Source organism: Paenibacillus naphthalenovorans (assembly GCF_900099895.1).
Classification (GTDB): domain Bacteria; phylum Bacillota; class Bacilli; order Paenibacillales; family NBRC-103111; genus Paenibacillus_G; species Paenibacillus_G naphthalenovorans.
Genome location: NZ_FNDY01000002.1, coordinates 229144 through 246853, shown reverse-complemented (window position 1 = coordinate 246853; position 17710 = coordinate 229144). Strand labels below are relative to the sequence as shown.

General features: G+C 49.7%; 16 protein-coding genes. 12 read left to right on the top strand and 4 right to left on the bottom strand.

What is annotated here, in order from left to right; translation table 11 throughout:
• Positions 1 to 4: 4 nt before the first annotated feature.
• Positions 5 to 814, top strand: a complete 810-nt coding sequence (locus BLT35_RS03670) for an SDR family NAD(P)-dependent oxidoreductase (RefSeq protein WP_062407365.1) — start codon at positions 5 to 7, stop codon at positions 812 to 814.
• 55 nt (positions 815 to 869) lie between these two features.
• Here the strand turns inward: BLT35_RS03670 and isdG are convergent, their stop codons facing one another.
• From isdG to BLT35_RS03650, 4 genes are read right to left on the bottom strand one after another with little or no spacing between them, the layout of a single operon-like run.
• A complete protein-coding gene (gene isdG / locus BLT35_RS03665) occupies positions 870 to 1190 on the bottom strand; it encodes a heme oxygenase (protein ID WP_054817948.1) in 321 nt (106 codons plus the stop codon).
• A gap of 12 nt (positions 1191 to 1202) precedes the next feature.
• The gene (locus BLT35_RS03660; RefSeq protein WP_062407366.1) at positions 1203 to 1985 is read right to left on the bottom strand and encodes an ABC transporter ATP-binding protein; all 783 of its coding nucleotides are present in this window, start codon (positions 1983 to 1985) and stop codon (positions 1203 to 1205) included.
• The gene (locus tag BLT35_RS03655) at positions 1982 to 2980 is read right to left on the bottom strand and encodes a FecCD family ABC transporter permease (protein WP_074727020.1); all 999 of its coding nucleotides are present in this window, start codon (positions 2978 to 2980) and stop codon (positions 1982 to 1984) included. The genes BLT35_RS03660 and BLT35_RS03655 overlap by 4 nt, the downstream gene beginning before the upstream one ends.
• 6 nt (positions 2981 to 2986) lie before the next feature.
• Positions 2987 to 3940, bottom strand: coding sequence for an ABC transporter substrate-binding protein (locus BLT35_RS03650; RefSeq protein ID WP_074727019.1), 954 nt, complete (start codon positions 3938 to 3940; stop codon positions 2987 to 2989).
• A 429-nt stretch (positions 3941 to 4369) separates the two neighbouring features.
• Here BLT35_RS03650 and isdC point away from each other — a divergent pair, with 429 nt between their 5' ends.
• The 11 genes from isdC to BLT35_RS03595 all read left to right on the top strand — a co-directional run bounded on the left by isdC (position 4370) and on the right by BLT35_RS03595 (position 17702).
• Positions 4370 to 5068 (top strand): heme uptake protein IsdC, encoded by a 699-nt coding sequence (gene isdC / locus BLT35_RS03645; protein ID WP_437438526.1) that lies wholly within the window; start codon positions 4370 to 4372, stop codon positions 5066 to 5068.
• A 250-nt stretch (positions 5069 to 5318) separates the two neighbouring features.
• Positions 5319 to 9179: an NEAT domain-containing protein gene (locus BLT35_RS03640; RefSeq protein WP_175471919.1), complete on the top strand. Its 3861-nt coding sequence runs from the start codon at positions 5319 to 5321 to the stop codon at positions 9177 to 9179.
• Between the two features lie 119 nt (positions 9180 to 9298).
• A complete protein-coding gene (isdE, locus tag BLT35_RS03635; protein ID WP_062407376.1) occupies positions 9299 to 10192 on the top strand; it encodes a heme ABC transporter substrate-binding protein IsdE in 894 nt (297 codons plus the stop codon).
• A gap of 26 nt (positions 10193 to 10218) precedes the next feature.
• Positions 10219 to 11202, top strand: coding sequence for a FecCD family ABC transporter permease (locus BLT35_RS03630; RefSeq protein WP_062407378.1), 984 nt, complete (start codon positions 10219 to 10221; stop codon positions 11200 to 11202).
• The gene (locus BLT35_RS03625; RefSeq protein ID WP_054818743.1) at positions 11192 to 11962 is read left to right on the top strand and encodes an ABC transporter ATP-binding protein; all 771 of its coding nucleotides are present in this window, start codon (positions 11192 to 11194) and stop codon (positions 11960 to 11962) included. Before BLT35_RS03630 ends, BLT35_RS03625 begins: the two co-directional genes overlap by 11 nt.
• A 2-nt stretch (positions 11963 to 11964) precedes the next feature.
• Positions 11965 to 12798 carry a class B sortase gene (gene srtB / locus BLT35_RS03620; protein ID WP_062407381.1) on the top strand — a complete coding sequence of 278 codons (834 nt, stop codon included), beginning with the start codon at positions 11965 to 11967 and terminating at the stop codon, positions 12796 to 12798.
• Positions 12799 to 13009: 211 nt separating this feature from the next.
• Positions 13010 to 14020 (top strand): LacI family DNA-binding transcriptional regulator, encoded by a 1011-nt coding sequence (locus tag BLT35_RS03615; protein ID WP_074727017.1) that lies wholly within the window; start codon positions 13010 to 13012, stop codon positions 14018 to 14020.
• Between the two features lie 106 nt (positions 14021 to 14126).
• Positions 14127 to 15029, top strand: coding sequence for a sugar phosphate isomerase/epimerase family protein (locus BLT35_RS03610; RefSeq protein ID WP_054818746.1), 903 nt, complete (start codon positions 14127 to 14129; stop codon positions 15027 to 15029).
• 40 nt (positions 15030 to 15069) lie between these two features.
• Complete coding sequence (locus BLT35_RS03605) at positions 15070 to 15855, top strand: SDR family NAD(P)-dependent oxidoreductase (protein ID WP_074727016.1); 786 nt, start codon at positions 15070 to 15072, stop codon at positions 15853 to 15855.
• 118 nt (positions 15856 to 15973) lie between these two features.
• A complete protein-coding gene (locus BLT35_RS03600; protein WP_074727015.1) occupies positions 15974 to 16774 on the top strand; it encodes an SDR family NAD(P)-dependent oxidoreductase in 801 nt (266 codons plus the stop codon).
• 250 nt (positions 16775 to 17024) lie between these two features.
• The gene (locus BLT35_RS03595) at positions 17025 to 17702 is read left to right on the top strand and encodes an orotidine 5'-phosphate decarboxylase / HUMPS family protein (protein ID WP_054818748.1); all 678 of its coding nucleotides are present in this window, start codon (positions 17025 to 17027) and stop codon (positions 17700 to 17702) included.
• Positions 17703 to 17710: the final 8 nt, after the last annotated feature.

Here is a 17710-nt window from a genome sequence, read left to right as displayed (position 1 = left end):
GAATATGGAACATAAACCGCTGAAGGACAAAGCAGCTGTCGTTACGGGAGCCGCGCGGGGACTTGGAAGAGGCTATGCCCTCAGATTGGCGGATTTGGGGGCCCATGTCGTTGTGGCGGATCTCGATTTACACTCGTTTACCGATTTTGAAATGGAAAAAAATCAGATGACGGGAGAAACGGTAGTAGAAGAAGTAAGGCAGCGTGGGGTACGATCATCAGGCTATGAAATCGATGTAACCGATGCAAAAGCTTGTACTGCTTTGATGGAAAAAGCCATGGATGAATTCGGACGGATCGACATTGTGATTTGTAATGCGGGCGGAGGCGCGGGAGGGCTTACGGAAAGCTTTGCCTCAAGGCTCGATATGGTCCAGACGCGAAGGATAATGGAAAGGAATTTGTACGGTACGATTCACACCTGCATGTCGGCATCCCCTTTTATGAAACAACAAAAGTCGGGAAAAATCGTAACCGTATCGTCTATTGCCGGCCTCCAGGGCAATGTTGACGGCAGTTACGCACATTATGGCGCAGCCAAAGCCGGCATCGTCGGCTACACCCGATATCTTGCACAGGAATTGGGACCGTATGGGATACAAGTGAACTGTATCGCTCCCGGGTATATTGCGACCGGCAGATTAAACGTGCAATTTGAAAAGATCGGCAAAGAAAAGCTGGAATCCGACACGGCGTTAAAACGGCTCGGTACCGTTGAAGATTGTGCCAATGTCATTCAATTTTTAACGACGGGTTTATCGGATTATGTGACCGGACAGGTGATCCCGGTATGCGGCGGTCTCATCAGGGGGTAGGAAGGAACCGCCTCACTCCCTGACGACGGACTGGAGGCGGTTTTCGTTTGGGCCGTTAACTGGCTGTGATGGGGTGTCTGACAATTTTTACGTCATAAAACGATATTTTGTTCGAAATAATATACTCCGGTAATCCCTCGCGGTGGGAGTGGGCTTCGCGGAACGCTTCGCTCCGGGTCCAGGCCTGGAAGTCTTCCTTGCGATTCCACCGCGTGCTGACCGTAACCTCATCATATTCGGGCGTATTTTCTGTCAGCAGGACTTCCAATCCGAGAAAGCCTTCCATGTACTCCACTTTTCCTACTTTATCGAATCGTTCGATTAATTTATGCGCATTTCCTTTTGTAATTTGAGAAGTATTTGTCACAATGACCATGGTCTATTCCTCCTATATCGATTCTAAAGTTTTAACAGGTATAATCATCGGATATTCGTCTGCAAAGGTTACTTTGGCTTCAATTTGATAGACCTCCTTTAAAAAAGCGGGGTTAATGATATCCTTTGGTTTTCCCGTTGTCATGATTTTCCCGTTTTTTACGGCGATCATGTAATGACAGTAACGGGCAGCCTGCTGCAGATCATGAAGCACCATGACGATTGTGATGCGGTATTCCCGATTAATTTTCTGCAGCATTTCCATAACGTCCAGCTGATGTGCGATATCCAAAAACGTTGTAGGTTCATCCAGCAGGATGATGCTCGTTTTTTGGGCCAACGCCATAGCAATACGCGCTTTTTGCTGCTCACCTCCAGATAAAGTATGAAACATCCGCTGCTCATGTCTTTTTGTGCCCGTGACTTCCATGGCCCAATCCACGATGCGTTCGTCGTCGGCAGTCATACGATCGAAGAGTCTTTTGTAGGGAGAGCGTCCGTACGAAACAAGCTCTCTTACCGTCATATCGGGAAGCGAATGCTTGGACTGGGTCAGCATGGAGACGATTTTGGCAAGGGCGATGGCCGGATAGGTTTTCGCCTGCTTTCCTCTAATATAGATTTCCCCCTGATCCGGCAGCAGTAATTGACTCATGAGTTTTAGCAAGGTCGACTTGCCGGAGCCGTTGGGACCCACAATGGCCGTCATACACTCACTGGGGATCGAAAGGGAGATATCATGCAGTCGGAATGCGCCTGCATGGAATGCCATATGGTTGGTTTGAATAGCGGTCATCGCATGATTCCCCGTTTCTTCAGTAAAAATAAAAAGAACGGCGCACCTAAGGCGGCCAGCAATATACCGACAGGCAGCTCAATCGGATCGAACCACGAGCGCGCTATCGTATCCGCCAGAACGACCAGTGCCGCTCCCCCCACAATGGAAAGAGGCAGCAAGAAACGGTAATCATCGCCGACAAGCAGCCGGATGGCGTGAGGGACGACCAGGCCGACAAAGCCGATTAAACCGGCTACACTGACGGCAGTCCCGGCCAACAAAGAGGCCAGTAAAATAATCAGGAATCGCTGCAGCTCCACTTTTTGGCCGAGAAGTTTAGCCGAATCATCCCCCAAAAGCAGCAGATTTGACGGTTTAATCGCGAATAGGGTTAAAATGAGCCCTGTGATGGCATAAGGAGCCATGAATTCGAGATGATGCCAGCTCCGCCCGCTTAATCCTCCCGCCAGCCAGGGCAGGACGGCTTGAACCCGTTCGCTGTATAAAACCATAAACCCGTTGGTGATAGCCCCTAATAAGGCATTGATGGCCACGCCCGCCAAAATGATTTTGAGCGGCGACGCTCCCTTATCCCAAGCCATCATGTAAATCATAAGGGATGTGATCAAGGCGCCCAGGAATGCCAGAGCGGGGAGCAGGTAGCTCAGCTGCGGAAAAACGATCATGGAAATAATCGCAGCCAGACCGCCTCCTGCGGAAACCCCGATAATGCCGGGATCGGCCAAAGGATTCTTCATCACACCTTGCAAAAGAGCTCCGGAAGCGGCTAAACAAGCTCCCACCAAAAGGCCGATCAGCACTCGGGGCAATCTTAAATTCATAATGATTTTTTCGTGTACAGGCTGGCCGTCGGCATGAAACACAGCCCATATCTCCTGCAGGGATATCGTGACGGAACCGTAGGTTAAACCGTAAAAAGCTACAATGATAAGAAACATAGGGACAACGGTAATCACAAGCTTTCTTCTCAAGCGGCGTTGTGTAATATTCATCAGATGTCACTTCACGTCTTGCAGCCGTTTATGCAGCAGATCAAGCGCCTCAATCACTCTGGTGCCGGGATTGGTGCCAAAAAGATCCGCCGGCAAAACGTCTACGCGATTTTCTTTGACGGCGTCCAAGCTGTGCCAGGCCGCGTTTTGCTGCATTTCTTTTAAAAATCCATCCTTCACTTGTTCGGGGTTGCCATGACTCATGAGAAGTATAAGCTGAGGATTCGATTGGATTATTTTTTCCGTATTTAGCTGGGCATATTGAGGATAGTTTTCCAGCTTCGGATAATCGGCTGCAATATTTTCTCCTCCGGCCTTGACCAGGATATCGCCACTTAAGGAATTGTTCAAAGCGGCCATATAGGTGCCGGGGGCTCCATAGACTAATAACACTCTCGGTTTTACGGTATTCTCCTCCGGGTTGATTTCCTTCACTTTCTGATCGATGGCAAGAATCAGCTCGTTTGCTTTGGATTCCTTCTGCAAAAGTTGACCGAAAAGCTGTATTTGTTTTTGGATATCGCTGATCGAATTGGCTGAGGTCAACATTATTTTAGAGCCGATGCCTTCGACGGAGGGGATGTCTTTCGTATTCATCGGATAGTTCCCAAGTACGACATCGGGACTTAGATACGCGATTTTCTCCAGATCAATGCCATGCGTAGTTCCGATTTGTTCCGCTTGGGCAGCATCCTTGATTGGAACGGGGCCGTTGGATGTAGGTCTTCCGACCACCTCGCCTCCCAGAGCATATATAATATCCATATCTCCGTTGCTTAGAACCGCTATTTTGCGGGGAACGGACGGAAAGTCAATGCTGCGTCCGGCAAAATCTTGAATGGATACGGCCTTCGGAGCAGATGCTGCAAGAGCGCCGGTACCGTCAGGTTGCGTTTGGCTGCAGCCTGAAGCCAGCAATAGCGCTATAGCCATGCAGATAAAGCCCCCGTATTTTTTCATAAAAATCCTCCTGTTCCTTGTACTGGGCGCTATGTGATTATTGAGAATCATAAATGATAATGAATATCAATGTCAACAGCTTTTTATGGAATCATTAGCCAAATTTATTGCTATTAACCCAATTTTTTGTGACTTGAGGCCGAAAAAGGATGGCCGCGAGGGTAAATAAAATGGTTGACAATATTTAGGAAGCTGAGATAATATCAAATCGAAAGCTTGGATAACAACTATTTTTTTCTCAAAGAAGGCAGGGGTGTTGTACAGATGAGCTAGAAAAACGACAGTAGTCAAAAGTACCATAGTCGCACAACGGAAGTCATTTTTTTTAAGCTCCAACTGAGAATGATAATCATTTTCTTGGGGGGTACCATAACAATGGAGGACATCAACGTGAAAAGGTTTTTTGCCGCCCCGTTTCTTGCACTGTCGCTGGTGCTCGCTTTCGCCTTGTTAGTTTCACCGCAAACAGCCGGTGCCGCTCCCTCCCTTTCCGACGGTACTTACACCATTGACTATGTCATCACAAAAGCGGAGAACGATTCGGTATCGATGGCGAATGATTATTTTGAAAAGCCGGCTACCCTGACGGTCAAGAACGGTACTGTAACTGCACAGATTCAAATGAATCACAGCAAATGGATCACGGTTTTCAAAACGCCTGTCAACGACAGCTTTGTCGATGCCAAAGTGGTAGGCAGTGACAAAGCTGCCGACAAAAGAACAGTTGAATTCGTAGTGGACGACTTGTCCAAGCCGTTAATTTCAAAAATACATGTCACGGTAGAGTCGATTGATTACGATCACGATTACACCATTCGTTTTATTTTTGATGAAAAAAGTATAAAAAGTGTCGGCACCGGAAAGGATGCGGCACCTGCCGAAGCAAGCGGGCAGGCCAAAAGCGGGACCTCCGCTGCTTCCGTCCGTTCGTCCGATGCAGCAGCGGTTTCCGGAAAATCTCAACCGGCGACTCGGCATAAGTCCGATGCTGCCACAGCGGATGCGTCCGCCGGGAAGCAGACCGTTGAAAATCCCCAAACGGGAGATACGGCGCCGATCGCGGGGTTGGTCGTTTTGCTGCTGATTTCGTCTGTATTTGTGATGGTTAGAATCAAATCCGCATTTTAAAAATTCAACACGGAATACAATGGGGGCTGGTAGTGAGTAGAAAACGGTCCGTTGAAACAACTCCCTTACCATGAATAGGATGTTGACATTGATTAGATCACATTGTAGCTGTGCCAAAAGAATGCATCGGCCTGGCGGAGAAACAGAGTGAGCGCCTGCTGCCCGGCTTGATTGGAGAGTGCAGACTACCGTTTCAAAGGAGCGTATCATTTTGAACAGATCATTCAGGAAACATGTTTCCCTTTTTCTTATGCTGTTTGTTTTTTTGGCCACCATACATATCCCGGTTCCGGTCGCTCATGCGGTTGACAGTCCTGAAGCGAGGCTGGACTCGAGACCTGCCGGGGCTGTTCAATTCGTTTTCGGCAATGAGATCGAGGTGGCCGTTAAGATTAGCGGCGTGACAGATGCGGTTTATGAGCAGGTGCATGAGCATGAAGCGACGGTCCATTTCGATCCGAATGAGCTGGAGCTCGTCCGGATTCCGACGATAGACGACAGTTATTTCCATGCTCCCGAATCAACCGAGCTATCGCCGGGGGTCGTTAAAACTACCCACACGGTCAAAAGCGCCGGCAACCCTTATGCCTTCAGTGGCGGCGCGGAAAAAAGCTTCTCGGTATTTGTTTTTAAGTCTAAAATCCCTGCAGCCAGTAACCCTGTAGTTACCGTGTCCGACATTTACATTACGAACGGACAAGGGGATAAGCTGAAATTAAACGATGTGTCGTACACGGTTCATGTGGTGCCTGCTGGAGATAAAACGGCATTGAGGGCTTTGGTGTCACAGGCTCAGAGCGTACATGACGCGGCCGTGGAAGGAAGCGCACCCGGTCAATATCCGATAGGGTCGAAAAATACGCTGCAGGCTGCGATTACCCAGGCCGATCAATTCGTCAAAGAAGGATCCGCAGAGTATTCCGAGCAGGAGCTGAATACGGCGCAAGCGGAACTTCAAACGGCGCTTTCGGCGTTTACGGCGTCAGTCATTGGCCAGCCGGAAAGCGGTTCGCTTCCAGACGGAGAGTACAATATCGGCTTTACGATTTATAAAAAGGGCACGGATGAACCGTCGGTAATGTATGATTATGTGGATCGAAACAGCGGGAAGCTGAAGGTCCAGGGCGGGAAAAAGCTGGTTTCCTTTACCTTGAAGCAAAGTGCGGAAACGCTGTCGTTCAAGACGGAGCGGGACGGCATTTTGGTAGAAACGACCACGGTAAGCCGTGACGAGGCGGCGAACACCAGGGTCGTGCAATTCGAAGTGGACGATTTGTCGGCCAGGTTAGCCGGTTGGGTAAAGGTGTATTGGGTGCTGCCTCCCCCGATCGGTGTTTACGACCACGAGTACGAGGTGGATTTAGGCTTTAGCGATATTGCCGCCATCGTGAACAAAACGCAGCTGAATGCGTTAATCGCGGATGCCCAATCGAAGCATGACGCAGCGGTGGAAGGAAGCGCAGCCGGACAATATCCGGCGGGAGCAAAGAGCGCGCTGCAGGCTGCGATCAATCAGGCTAAAGCGACGGCTGAGAATCCGGCAGCGACCCAGCAGCAGGTGGATCAGGCCGTAACCGCGCTGCAAACGGCGCTTACGGCATTTACGGCATCGGTCATTAGCCATCCGGGGGGCGGTTCGCTTCCAGACGGAGAGTACAATATCGGGTTTACGATTTATAAAAAGGGCACGGATGAACCGTCGGTAATGTATGATTATGTGGATCGAAACAGCGGGAAGCTGAAGGTCCAGGGCGGGAAAAAGCTGGTTTCCTTTACCTTGAAGCAAAGTGCGGAAACGCTGTCGTTCAAGACGGAGCGGGACGGCATTTTGGTAGAAACGACCACGGTAAGCCGTGACGAGGCGGCGAACACCAGGGTCGTGCAATTCGAAGTGGACGATTTGTCGGCCAGGTTAGCTGGTTGGGTAAAGGTGTATTGGGTGCTGCCTCCCCCGATCGGTGTTTACGACCACGAGTACGAGGTGGATTTAGGCTTTAGCGATATTGCCGCCATCGTGAACAAAACGCAGCTGAATGCGTTAATCGCGGATGCCCAATCGAAGCATGACGCAGCGGTGGAAGGAAGCGCAGCCGGACAATATCCGGCGGGAGCAAAGAGCGCGCTGCAGGCTGCGATCAATCAGGCTAAAGCGACGGCTGAGAATCCGGCAGCGACCCAGCAGCAGGTGGATCAGGCCGTAACCGCGCTGCAAACGGCGCTTTCGGAGTTTACGGCCTCGGTCATTGGCCATCCGGGAAGCGGCTCGCTTCCAGACGGAGTGTATACGTTCGAGATTGTCGGAACCTCTGAGGATGAGTCGGACATTCCGTTGAGCTCCTATATGGAGAATACCGGGGAAATCAAAGTTGAAAACGGAAAAAATATCGTTTCGTTTAAACTGAAAAACGGTGCTGCGATAACGAAATTGCAAATGCTGAAATCCGATGGGTCAACACAAGATATTTTACCGAAAGTTGCTTTAAAGCAATCCGGAGTCGTAAGCGTGTTAAGCGCCGGAGAAAGCACTACAGAGGCTCAGTTTGAATTGGAAGACTTGTCGGCGAGCTACAGGCTTATTCTTGAGGTGCCACAGGGCGAAGATAAGGCAACGCGCACATTCCGGATTGCGTTGGGTCAAATCAATCCCGTTACCTCAAATCCAGGAACAAATCCGGGAGGCGGGACGATCCCGTCCAATATTCATGGAATTGAAGATGGCACTTACAGCATCAATTACAAAATATTGAAGTATAATACCGAACAGAAGTCGGTCATGCAGGATTACGTCATAACCCCCGGAACGTTGACGGTAACCAACGGACAGATGTATGCGTCGATCACGCTCAAGCAAAGTAAAGAAGTGACCGGGTTTCGGGTCGCGGACGGGGACAGTCTCGTGGATACCGAAGTCATGAGCGTCGATGAGGCGAAAAATACGCGCGTCGTTCGATTCAAGGTCGCGGATTTGACGGCCAAGCTTAAAGCTTGGGTGAAAATCGAATGGCCGGAGTTCAAATATTTCCACGATTATGATATTCACATTACCTTCGATAAGTCCAGCCTGATCCCTATCGACGCGAACGGGGCCAAGACGACTGTCAAGCCGTTTACGGAAGAGCTGGAGCCCGGCGAATACGCGATTGACTTCGTCATAAACAGGCGGGGGACAGATCAGGCGTCGGTCGCGAACGATTATGTGAAGCATCCCGCGAAATTGACGGTGAAAGACGGAAAAAGCTATGTCGCCCTCATTCTGAACCAAAGCAAAGAAGTGCCCGGCTTCAAGGTAGAGGTGGACGGCAAGCTGGTCAATGCAGAGGTCATTGCGTCGAGCAAGGAAGACAATTCAAGAACGGTTCAATTCGACGTAGTAGACGCTGAGACGAAGATTTATGCGCAAATCCGCATGGCTGTTCCGGACAAATATGTTGGCGATTATGATGTTGAAATCCTGTTTGACAAGGACAGCATCAAGACCTATGTCGAGGAAAAGAAGGAACCAAAGGAACCAAAGGATCCAAAGGATTCGGACAATGCCGATCACCCTTCCGGCTCTAGCCCCATCATTGAGCAGGTACGCTTGAAGGATATCGAGGACCATTGGGCGAAGGCTTTGATCGAGCGGGCCGTGGGACTCGGCATCGTCAACGGCTATGAGGACGGTACCTTCCGTCCGGAGCGCCAGGTAAACCGTGCCGAATTTATGGTGATGATCAACCGGGCGCTCAAGCCGAAAGCCGCTGCAGCCGAACCGACCCTTGCCGATTTCGAGAACATCCCGGAATGGATCAGACCGGGCCTGGCACAAATGGTGGGCTCGGAAGTGGTTAGAGGCTATGAAGACGGAACCTTCCGTTTAGATCACACCATTAACCGCGCCGAGTTGGCGGTGATGATGATTCGGGCGTCACGAATTCCATTGGCTTCGAATGCAGAGCTTACTTTCGCGGATGCGGATCAAATTCCGGAGTGGGCGAAAGCCGAAGTGGCCACAGCGCTCAGCCTTGGGATAATGAATGTAAGAGACGATCAGCATTTTGCGCCGAAGGCAAGTGCGACCCGCGTAGAAGCAGTAGCCTACATTCTTGCGATGATGAACCAAATCAAGTAAGAAACGAATGGATAACCGATAGTAGATGCATACAGGGGGAGGCCGGGAGACCGGCGTCCTCCGTATTTTTGGAATACCTGACAGGCCGCTTCGATCCGACGAAAGGAGGCAATAGCAAGATGAACAAAGTAATAAGCGCGATAATGACTATTCTTCTGTTAGCTGTGATTACAGGCTGCTCATCGGAAGCTGACGCGAATTCGAATGCGAAGGTCGATACGGCTGCAGCGGAAGAGAATACCGGGCATCGAATCGTGGCGACGACAGTAGCAGCCACGGAAATCATGGATGCATTGGAACTTGATTTGGTAGGCATCCCGACCAGCTATAAGCAGCTGCCCAAACGATACGAAGGAATTACGAAGGTTGGCAATCCGATGAGTCCGAATATGGAAATTTTGAAATCGCTCGACCCGACGGAAGTGCTTTCCGTGACCACACTGGAGTACGATCTGGCACCGGTATTTGAAAACGCGGCTGTTCCGGCGAACTTTCTGGACCTGACCAGCATCGGCAGGATGAACGACGCGATTCGGTCGCTCGGCGACAAATACGGCCGGGAAAAGCAAGCGGAAGCGATCATTCATCGGTTTAACGACAAAATGGAACAAATCCGAAAAGAAACGGAGGGCAAAAAAAGACCTAGCGTTCTTATATTGCTCGGCGTGCCGGGGAGTTATCTTGTGGCTACCGAACATTCGTACATTGGAGATCTCGTGAAGCTGGCCGGTGGGATAAATATTGTGCAGGGCGAAACCGTCGAATATTTGGCTTCCAACACCGAATATTTACAGCAGGCTAATCCCGACGTCATTCTTAGGGCGGCGCATGGCATGCCGGACGAGGTCGTCAAAATGTTTGATCAAGAGTTTAAGAAAAATGATATTTGGAAGCATTTTGACGCTGTGAAAAACAACAGAGTTTACGACCTGAAAGAAGAGTTGTTTGGAACAACAGGTAATCTTGCTGCGGTTGAAGCTTTGAATGAACTCGTCAAGATGCTGTATCCTTAACTACGAAACGATAGAGGGCAATGGTTATGAATAAAATCGTTTTAAGCTTTACCGGTATCGTCGTTTTGCTCCTTGCCGTGACCGTCTTTTCCGTAACTACAGGAAGTATAAAGGTTGGCGGCTTGGAGCTGATTCAAGGTCTGTTTACCGGTACGAATAAAAATGTGGAAGTCATTAAAGATTTGCGCTTGCCAAGGATTATCGTAGCTCTGTTTGTCGGGGCATCGTTGGCGGTATCCGGTGTGCTGCTGCAAGCCGTCATGAGAAGCTCTCTGGCGGATGCCGGCGTCATCGGCATCTCTTCGGGAGCCGGATTCATATCCGTCCTCTTTGTCACGATTTTTCCGACCTTTTTTTTCTGGCTGCCGCTGTTCGCTTTTATCGGCGGCGCTTTGGCATGTTTTCTGGTCTATTCGCTCTCCTGGAAGTCGGGTCTTAGTCCCATACGGATCATTCTGGTCGGGATTGCCATTAACGCTACGTTTACGGGTTTAGGACAATCGTTCAATTACAGAGGCAGCTATGCGGTGACAACCGTGAATCAGGCGACGACTTCCATTTTTACGATGAAAACATGGAGCGACGTCCAATCGATTGCCATTTACGGTTCGATCGGACTGCTCCTTTCCTTGTTCTTATGCTCGTGGTGCAACCTGCTGTCGCTTCAGGACAAATCGGCAAAAAATCTGGGCTTAAACGTATCGCGGGCCAGGCTGCTCATTTCCGCGGTCGCCGTACTTTTGGCCGCCGTATCCACCGCGATCGGGGGACTCATCGCTTTTGTCGGCTTGCTGGTGCCTCATATTGCCCGGCTGCTGGTTGGCTCGGACCATAGGGTTCTCATTCCGTTCTCCGCCCTTGCAGGAGCGCTGCTTATTTTGACGGCTGATACACTCGGCCGCACTCTGCTTGCACCTGCGGAAATACCGGCATCCATTATTATGACCGTGATCGGCGGCCCTTTTTTAATATTCCTGCTGAGAAAGAGTGACCGCGTCTATGGAAATTAATCAAGTAAGCTTTTCGTATGATCGAAGAGTGGATCATCTGAAATCAGTAAACGGTGAAATCGAACTTGGCAAAATCACGACCATTATTGGTCCGAACGGCTGCGGCAAGTCGACGCTTCTTGGGGTCATGTCGCAGCATTATGCTCCTCATAGCGGTCAAGTGATATTGGACGGCAAATCGATTTACAGCTACACACCGAAAGAACTCGCCAAAAAATTGGCGGTTGTCCATCAGCATAACGATGCGCCTGCCGATATGACCGTTGAAATGCTGACCGGCTTTGGCCGATTGGCGCATAAAAGCATGTTTGCTTCCCGGAGGGATGAGGATGCTGAAGCCATCGATTGGGCTTTAGCTTGCACGAATCTTCAAACCAAGCGCCATACAACGATAAATCAACTGTCCGGGGGGGAACGGCAGCGGGTTTGGATCGCCATGGCTTTGGCCCAAAAAACGCCGATCTTGTTTTTGGACGAACCGACCACTTTTCTGGACATTTATTACCAGTTTGAACTGTTGGAGTTGATTAAAAGCCTGAATGTAAATTATGGATTGACGATTGTCATGGTGCTGCACGACATTAATCAAGCGATCCGTTATAGCGACAACGTCCTGGTGATGAAGAATGGGGTCATCGAACTGAAAGGCAAACCGGATGAAGTGATTACGGAGAAGACGATTCATTCGATCTATGGGGTTCAAGTGGTCGTGAAGCATGACGACGCTGCGGGATTATACGTGGTTCCGGTGGGTATTTAAAAATGAAAGCCAGTAGGCTTGTAAACGTCCTGATGACTGTGTTGTTTTTTTTCTCGCTGTTCCAATTAAGCGGCATCTTCATCGATTATTATAGAAATTCGCAAGCATTGGCCGAAGCCCGTGCGCTTTATGAGGGCTCCGCAGATGAGGATAACCCTCAGGCTGCCCTTAGCCGGACTGGGGACACGGTTTCCGGCGTTAGCTTTAACGCTGCTCAAGCCGAAGCCGTGCCCGATGTGCGTTCGCCGTTTATCGACTTGCTTCAAGTGAACCGGGATGTGGTCGGATGGATTAAAATCGATGACACCCGTATCTCTTACCCGATCCTGCAAACGATGAATAATGACTATTACTTAAACCGGAATTACAAGCGGGAGAACGCGAGGTCAGGAAGTATTTTTATGGACTTTCGCAACGCGATCATTGCACCCGATCCGAATACCGTTATTTACGGGCATCGGATGAAAGACGGTTCCATGTTTGGCGACCTGAAGAAGTTTCTTAACAAAGATTTTTACAATCGTCATCGGACCTTCACTTTCGATACCTTATATCAAAGCTATCGGGCTGAAATTTTTTCGGTCTACTATACGACGACGGACTTTAACTATATTCAAACGGAGTTCGATAGCGAAGATGAATACAGATCGTTCCTGCAAACCATTCAAGAAAAATCGCTGTACAAGTCGGATACGGCTTTGACGGCTGAAGACCGAATCGTCACCTTGTCCACGTGCGATTATACGCTTGATCAGGTCGATGGGAGATTAGTAGTGCATGCGAAGCTCGTTGAAAAAGACGATGATGAAGCCCCGATTTACCGCCAAGACGAGTAATCCGCACCATCCCCACGATCTTTCTCGTCAGTTTACCCCCTAATAAATATGTTTAATAAGATGCACCATTCCGGCCCGTACGCTGGAATGGTTTTTATACATAATTTTACATAAAATACACTTGACACCAAATGAAATCAGGAATATATTGGTTATGAAACGTTTCATTTCTCTTGTCAAGGAGGGAAGCATGGAGGTTGTATAAAGTATTATGAAACCAACCATTAAAGATGTCTCGAAGCGAGCCGGTGTTTCTGTTGGAACCGCTTCCAAAGTGATTAACAGAGAAGGCAAAGTGAAACCCGAGCTCCAGGAAAAGGTTTGGAAGGCAGTGCATGAGCTGAATTACCACCCGAATGCCGTTGCCAGAAGCTTGAAATCATCCACTACCAATACATTGGCCGTTCTTTTGGGCGATATCACCAATCCGTTTCAAATGACATTGGCCAAGGCCATCGAAGATGTGATGAATGAACATGATTACCAATTGCTGATCAGCTCGACCAAGGAAAATCCTGAGATTGAACGAAAAAAATTAAAAATGCTGTATGAAAAAAGAGTGGATGGCATTATCGTCTGCACGACGGGAAAAGTCAATGATGAAATACGTACACTCATAGAACGCCAAATTCCGATCGTTCTTGTCGATCGTCCCGTGTTGTCAGTGCCGGCTGATATCGTGGCCGATAATAATATGCTAGGCATGGAATTATTGACCCGGCATTTGGTTGAACTGGGGCATTGGAGAATTGGGGTCGTGCACGGTGATATCCATACGGTGCATGGAAAAATCCGTCACGATGGTATAATCAGTGCATTTTCCGCTTATGGGATTCCGCTTTCAGAAGAAAATCAATTCTATGGAAACTTTCAATATAACGGGGGATATGAGGCAGTCGCCTATTTTTTCTCGCAGGATGAGCCGCCAACGGCGATTTTATCGGTTAATAACAACATGACGGCCGGCATCGTCATGGCTTGCCGCGAAAAAGGAATTCGGATTCCCGAAGACCTTACTCTCGTTACGTTCGGTCAATTGGAATATCAATGGAATCTGATCATCCCCTCCGTGACCTATGTCAGCCAGTCACCTTTAACGATCGGGCGCAAAGCGGCCGAGATCATTCTCAGGCGTTTGAACGACCGGGATCAAAACGAGGTATCCCATGTATTCATTAAGCCCGAGTTGTTCGTCAGGGAATCGTCAGGTGCTGTCTCTTGAAGTGGATAGATAACGCTTATATTACGTAAAGCAGGGGAGAGACCGGACTATTTTCACATTAAACATGAAACGTTTCATTCAAAACCACAGAAAAGGAGCAACCTGGATGAGTCTACAAGACGGGCCTAAAATCTCGGTTTTTCCCAAGGGCTATATGGACGAATTGTCCGATGGCAGAATGACGTTGTTTGAGTGGATCGAAATGGCAGGGACCTTAGGCGCTGACGGATTGGAATTGTACCCGCTTTTCCTGAAACAGCAGGATGCGGAGTATTTGACCCAAGTGAAAGAATCAGCACAAGAACAAGGTTTGGAAATTCCCATGATGTGCTCCTCCCCGGATTTTACCCACCCTGACCCATCCTTTCGCAAGCAAGAAATCGAGAAAATGAGACAAATCATCGATATCATGGCATTCCTGGGACCTGACCGGTTCCGCAGCTGCCGGGTATTGTCCGGTCAAAAGCGCCCGGAGGTATCCAGGGAAGACGGCATTCGCTGGACTGTCGAATCCATACAAGAGCTGCTGCCGTATGCCGAACGCCAAAATGTTCATTTGGTGATGGAAAATCACTACAAAGACGGGTTTTGGATTCATCCCGAGTTTGCCCAGCCATCCGATATTTATTTGGAAATCGTCGAACAGATCGCATCACCATGGTTTGGGGTCAACTTTGATCCGTCCAATGCCATTTTTGCCGGAGAGGACCCGCTGAAACTGCTCGCCCAGGTCAAGCACCGCCTGATCACCATGCATGCGAGCGATCGATACTTGAAAGAAGGATACACGCTGGACGATTTAAAAGAATATTCATTGCAAGGATATTCGCAAGCGCTGGCCCATGGCGTGATCGGTAAAGGCATTAACGATTACGATCGAATTTTTGAGCAGCTTCACTCCATCCGCTTCCGCAGCTGGATCTCGATAGAAGATGGAGTGAACGGTCTTGGCGATTTGCGGGAGTCGGTTCAATTTTTGAAAGGCAAAGTAACCCAATATTTTTCTTAATGCGGGATGCCCCGCAAATATAAAACAAAGAGGTGCAGCGATGACTGACATGAACCTGACGGGAAAGATAGCATTGGTAACCGGATCCAGCCGGGGGCTGGGCCGTTATTATGCCTTGTATTTGGCTCGGGCCGGCGCGGACGTCATTATTCATGATGTGAGTCCGACAGCGGCCGCTCAATTCGGCGAGGCCGTTTCGGGAGAAGCGGTGGCAGACGAGATCCGTGCATTGGGCCGGCGTTCGGCCTTTCTGGCTGCCGATTTGACGAATCCTGTGCAAATAGAGACGTTTGTCGAGCAGGCGATCAATCAATTTGGGCATATCGATATTCTTGTTAATAACGCAGGAGGGGATATCGGTGCCAGCACTCCCCGTCCCGATCCTAACAATGCAATCGATATTAAGGTAGAAGATATTCAGGCTGTGCTTAATCTCAATCTGTTGAATGTGATGTGCATGTGTAAATATGTCGGAGCCCATATGAGGGAACGCCGTTCCGGTAAAATTGTGAACGTCGGTTCAGCTGCAGGTCACGTGGCAACAACGGTCGGTGTGATTTATGCGGCCGCAAAAGCAGGCATTTCCCATTACACGCTCTGTTTAGGCGAGCAGCTTCGCCCCTACGATGTGAATGTCAATTGTATTGCCCCTGCGGCGACGTACACGGGCAGATTTAGGGCTACCCGCGTCGCGGGTGACCAGATCAAAACGGAGGGGTCCCGCCTGCAGCAGGTTGCCCAACCCGATGATATGGCTAAAATCGTCTTATTTTTGGCCAGCTCCCAATCCGACTACCTTACCGGAGAAACCATAGTCTGCCATTAGAGGTGTATTTGTATTTGAAAGCGGTACTATTTTTCTTTGGGGGACGTGTGAGGTGTAACTGTTAAGGGAATCTCAAAAGCTTTTTCGCTTAACTCCATAATCAAGGGAGAGATGACGTGTGCTTATCGATTTGCGTGGAAAAGTAGCCATCGTAACGGGGGCGGGCCGGGGGATAGGCCGCGAAATTCTTGTGACTTTAGCCGCGGAAGGCGTAACGACCGTCGCATTGGATGTGAATCCGTCCGAATTGGATGACTTGGCCAAGGAACTGGCCGCAAGTAACTGTACGGGACGCCAGTATGTTTGTGACGTGCGAGACTATCACCGCATCCAGGAAATTGTGCAGGAAGTAACGGCCGCATACGGTCGCATCGACATTCTCGTTAACAATGCCGGCATCACGGGTGACGGCTGGGTGGATGAGATATCGGAAGAGGCATGGGATTTGTGCCACGATATCAATATGAAGGGCACCTTTCAGATGTGCAAGGCGGTCATTCCGGTCATGAAAAAACAGAAATACGGGCGAATCCTTAACGCGGCTTCGTTTGCGGCGATGATCCCGAGTATCGGAAGTGCGGCCTATGCATCGGCCAAGGCAGGAGTCGGGCAGTTTACTCGCGTCCTTGCCGGTGAATTGGGGCCGTGGGATATTACGGTGAATGCGTACGCCCCGGGTATGATCCCGACAACGCTGAACCATTTTACCGAGCTGCCCAAGGAGAAGCAGGAGCGGTTGCTGGATACATTGACACTGCGCAAATGGGGGGAGAAGAAGGATGTGGCCTGCCTGATCTGCTTCTTGGCCTCCGATTATGCCTCTTACATCACCGGGACGATGATCGACGTGAGCGGCGGAAAGTTGGCGACCCAGGTACCTCGCGCCGCTTATGAAAAAGCGGCGGATGAAGGTTTGTGAGGTATTAATTATCGAAGTTATTACGATAAGTATTACTTATGTAACTATACATATAATGTATTGTACAAAATGATAGCGGTTACATACCATGAGCATCCAGCCGCTATAAAGACATTCGGATTCGAGATAAGGGGCCGGCGTCTGCTGAAGCGATCTCCACATTGTATCCAGTGTATGGGTTCACGCCTAATCGCCTATTTTGGCCAGTCCGCAACGCTCGAAGCACCAATCAGAGGAGGTCTTGTCATTTATGAAGCCGATTTTACAAATCTCTTTGGATTTACCTCATATTGAAGCCGCTCTCGAGATGGCGAAGGTGGCTGTGGAAGCCGGGGTGGATTGGATCGAAGCCGGCACGCCCCTGCTCCTGGGTGAAGGGCTGCATGCCGTAAAAAGGCTGCGGGAGGCCTTTCCGGATCATCCGATCGTGGCGGATTTAAAAACGATGGACGGCGGTTATTTGGAAGCGGAAATGATGGCCAGAGCGGGGGCGACGCACGTTGTCGTTATGGGGGTAGCCCATCCCGCTACGATCCGTGCGGTAGTGAAAGCCGCCAGAGATTTCAACATCCAGGTCATGGGCGATATTATGGCGTCTCCCGACCCGGTAGCCTGCGCCAAAATGCTGGAGGCTAACGGAGTGGATTATATTATCGTCCATACCGGCTACGATGAGAGAGCGGTAGACCCTGCCAGGACGCCATACGATCATCTGCATGATATTGTGAAAGCGGTTAACATTCCGGTTCAGGCCGTTGGCGGGCTGTCCATCGATCAGGCGGCGGACATGCCGAAACATGGTGCCCCGTTGGTTGTAGTAGGCGCTCCGCTGGTCATTGACAAAAAAGAGTTCAGTCCGAGCGCCAACCCGGAAGAACTCAAGACGATTCTTGAAGAGCTGGTGGCAAGAGTAAAAAGAAGCGTGTAAAGGGCAAT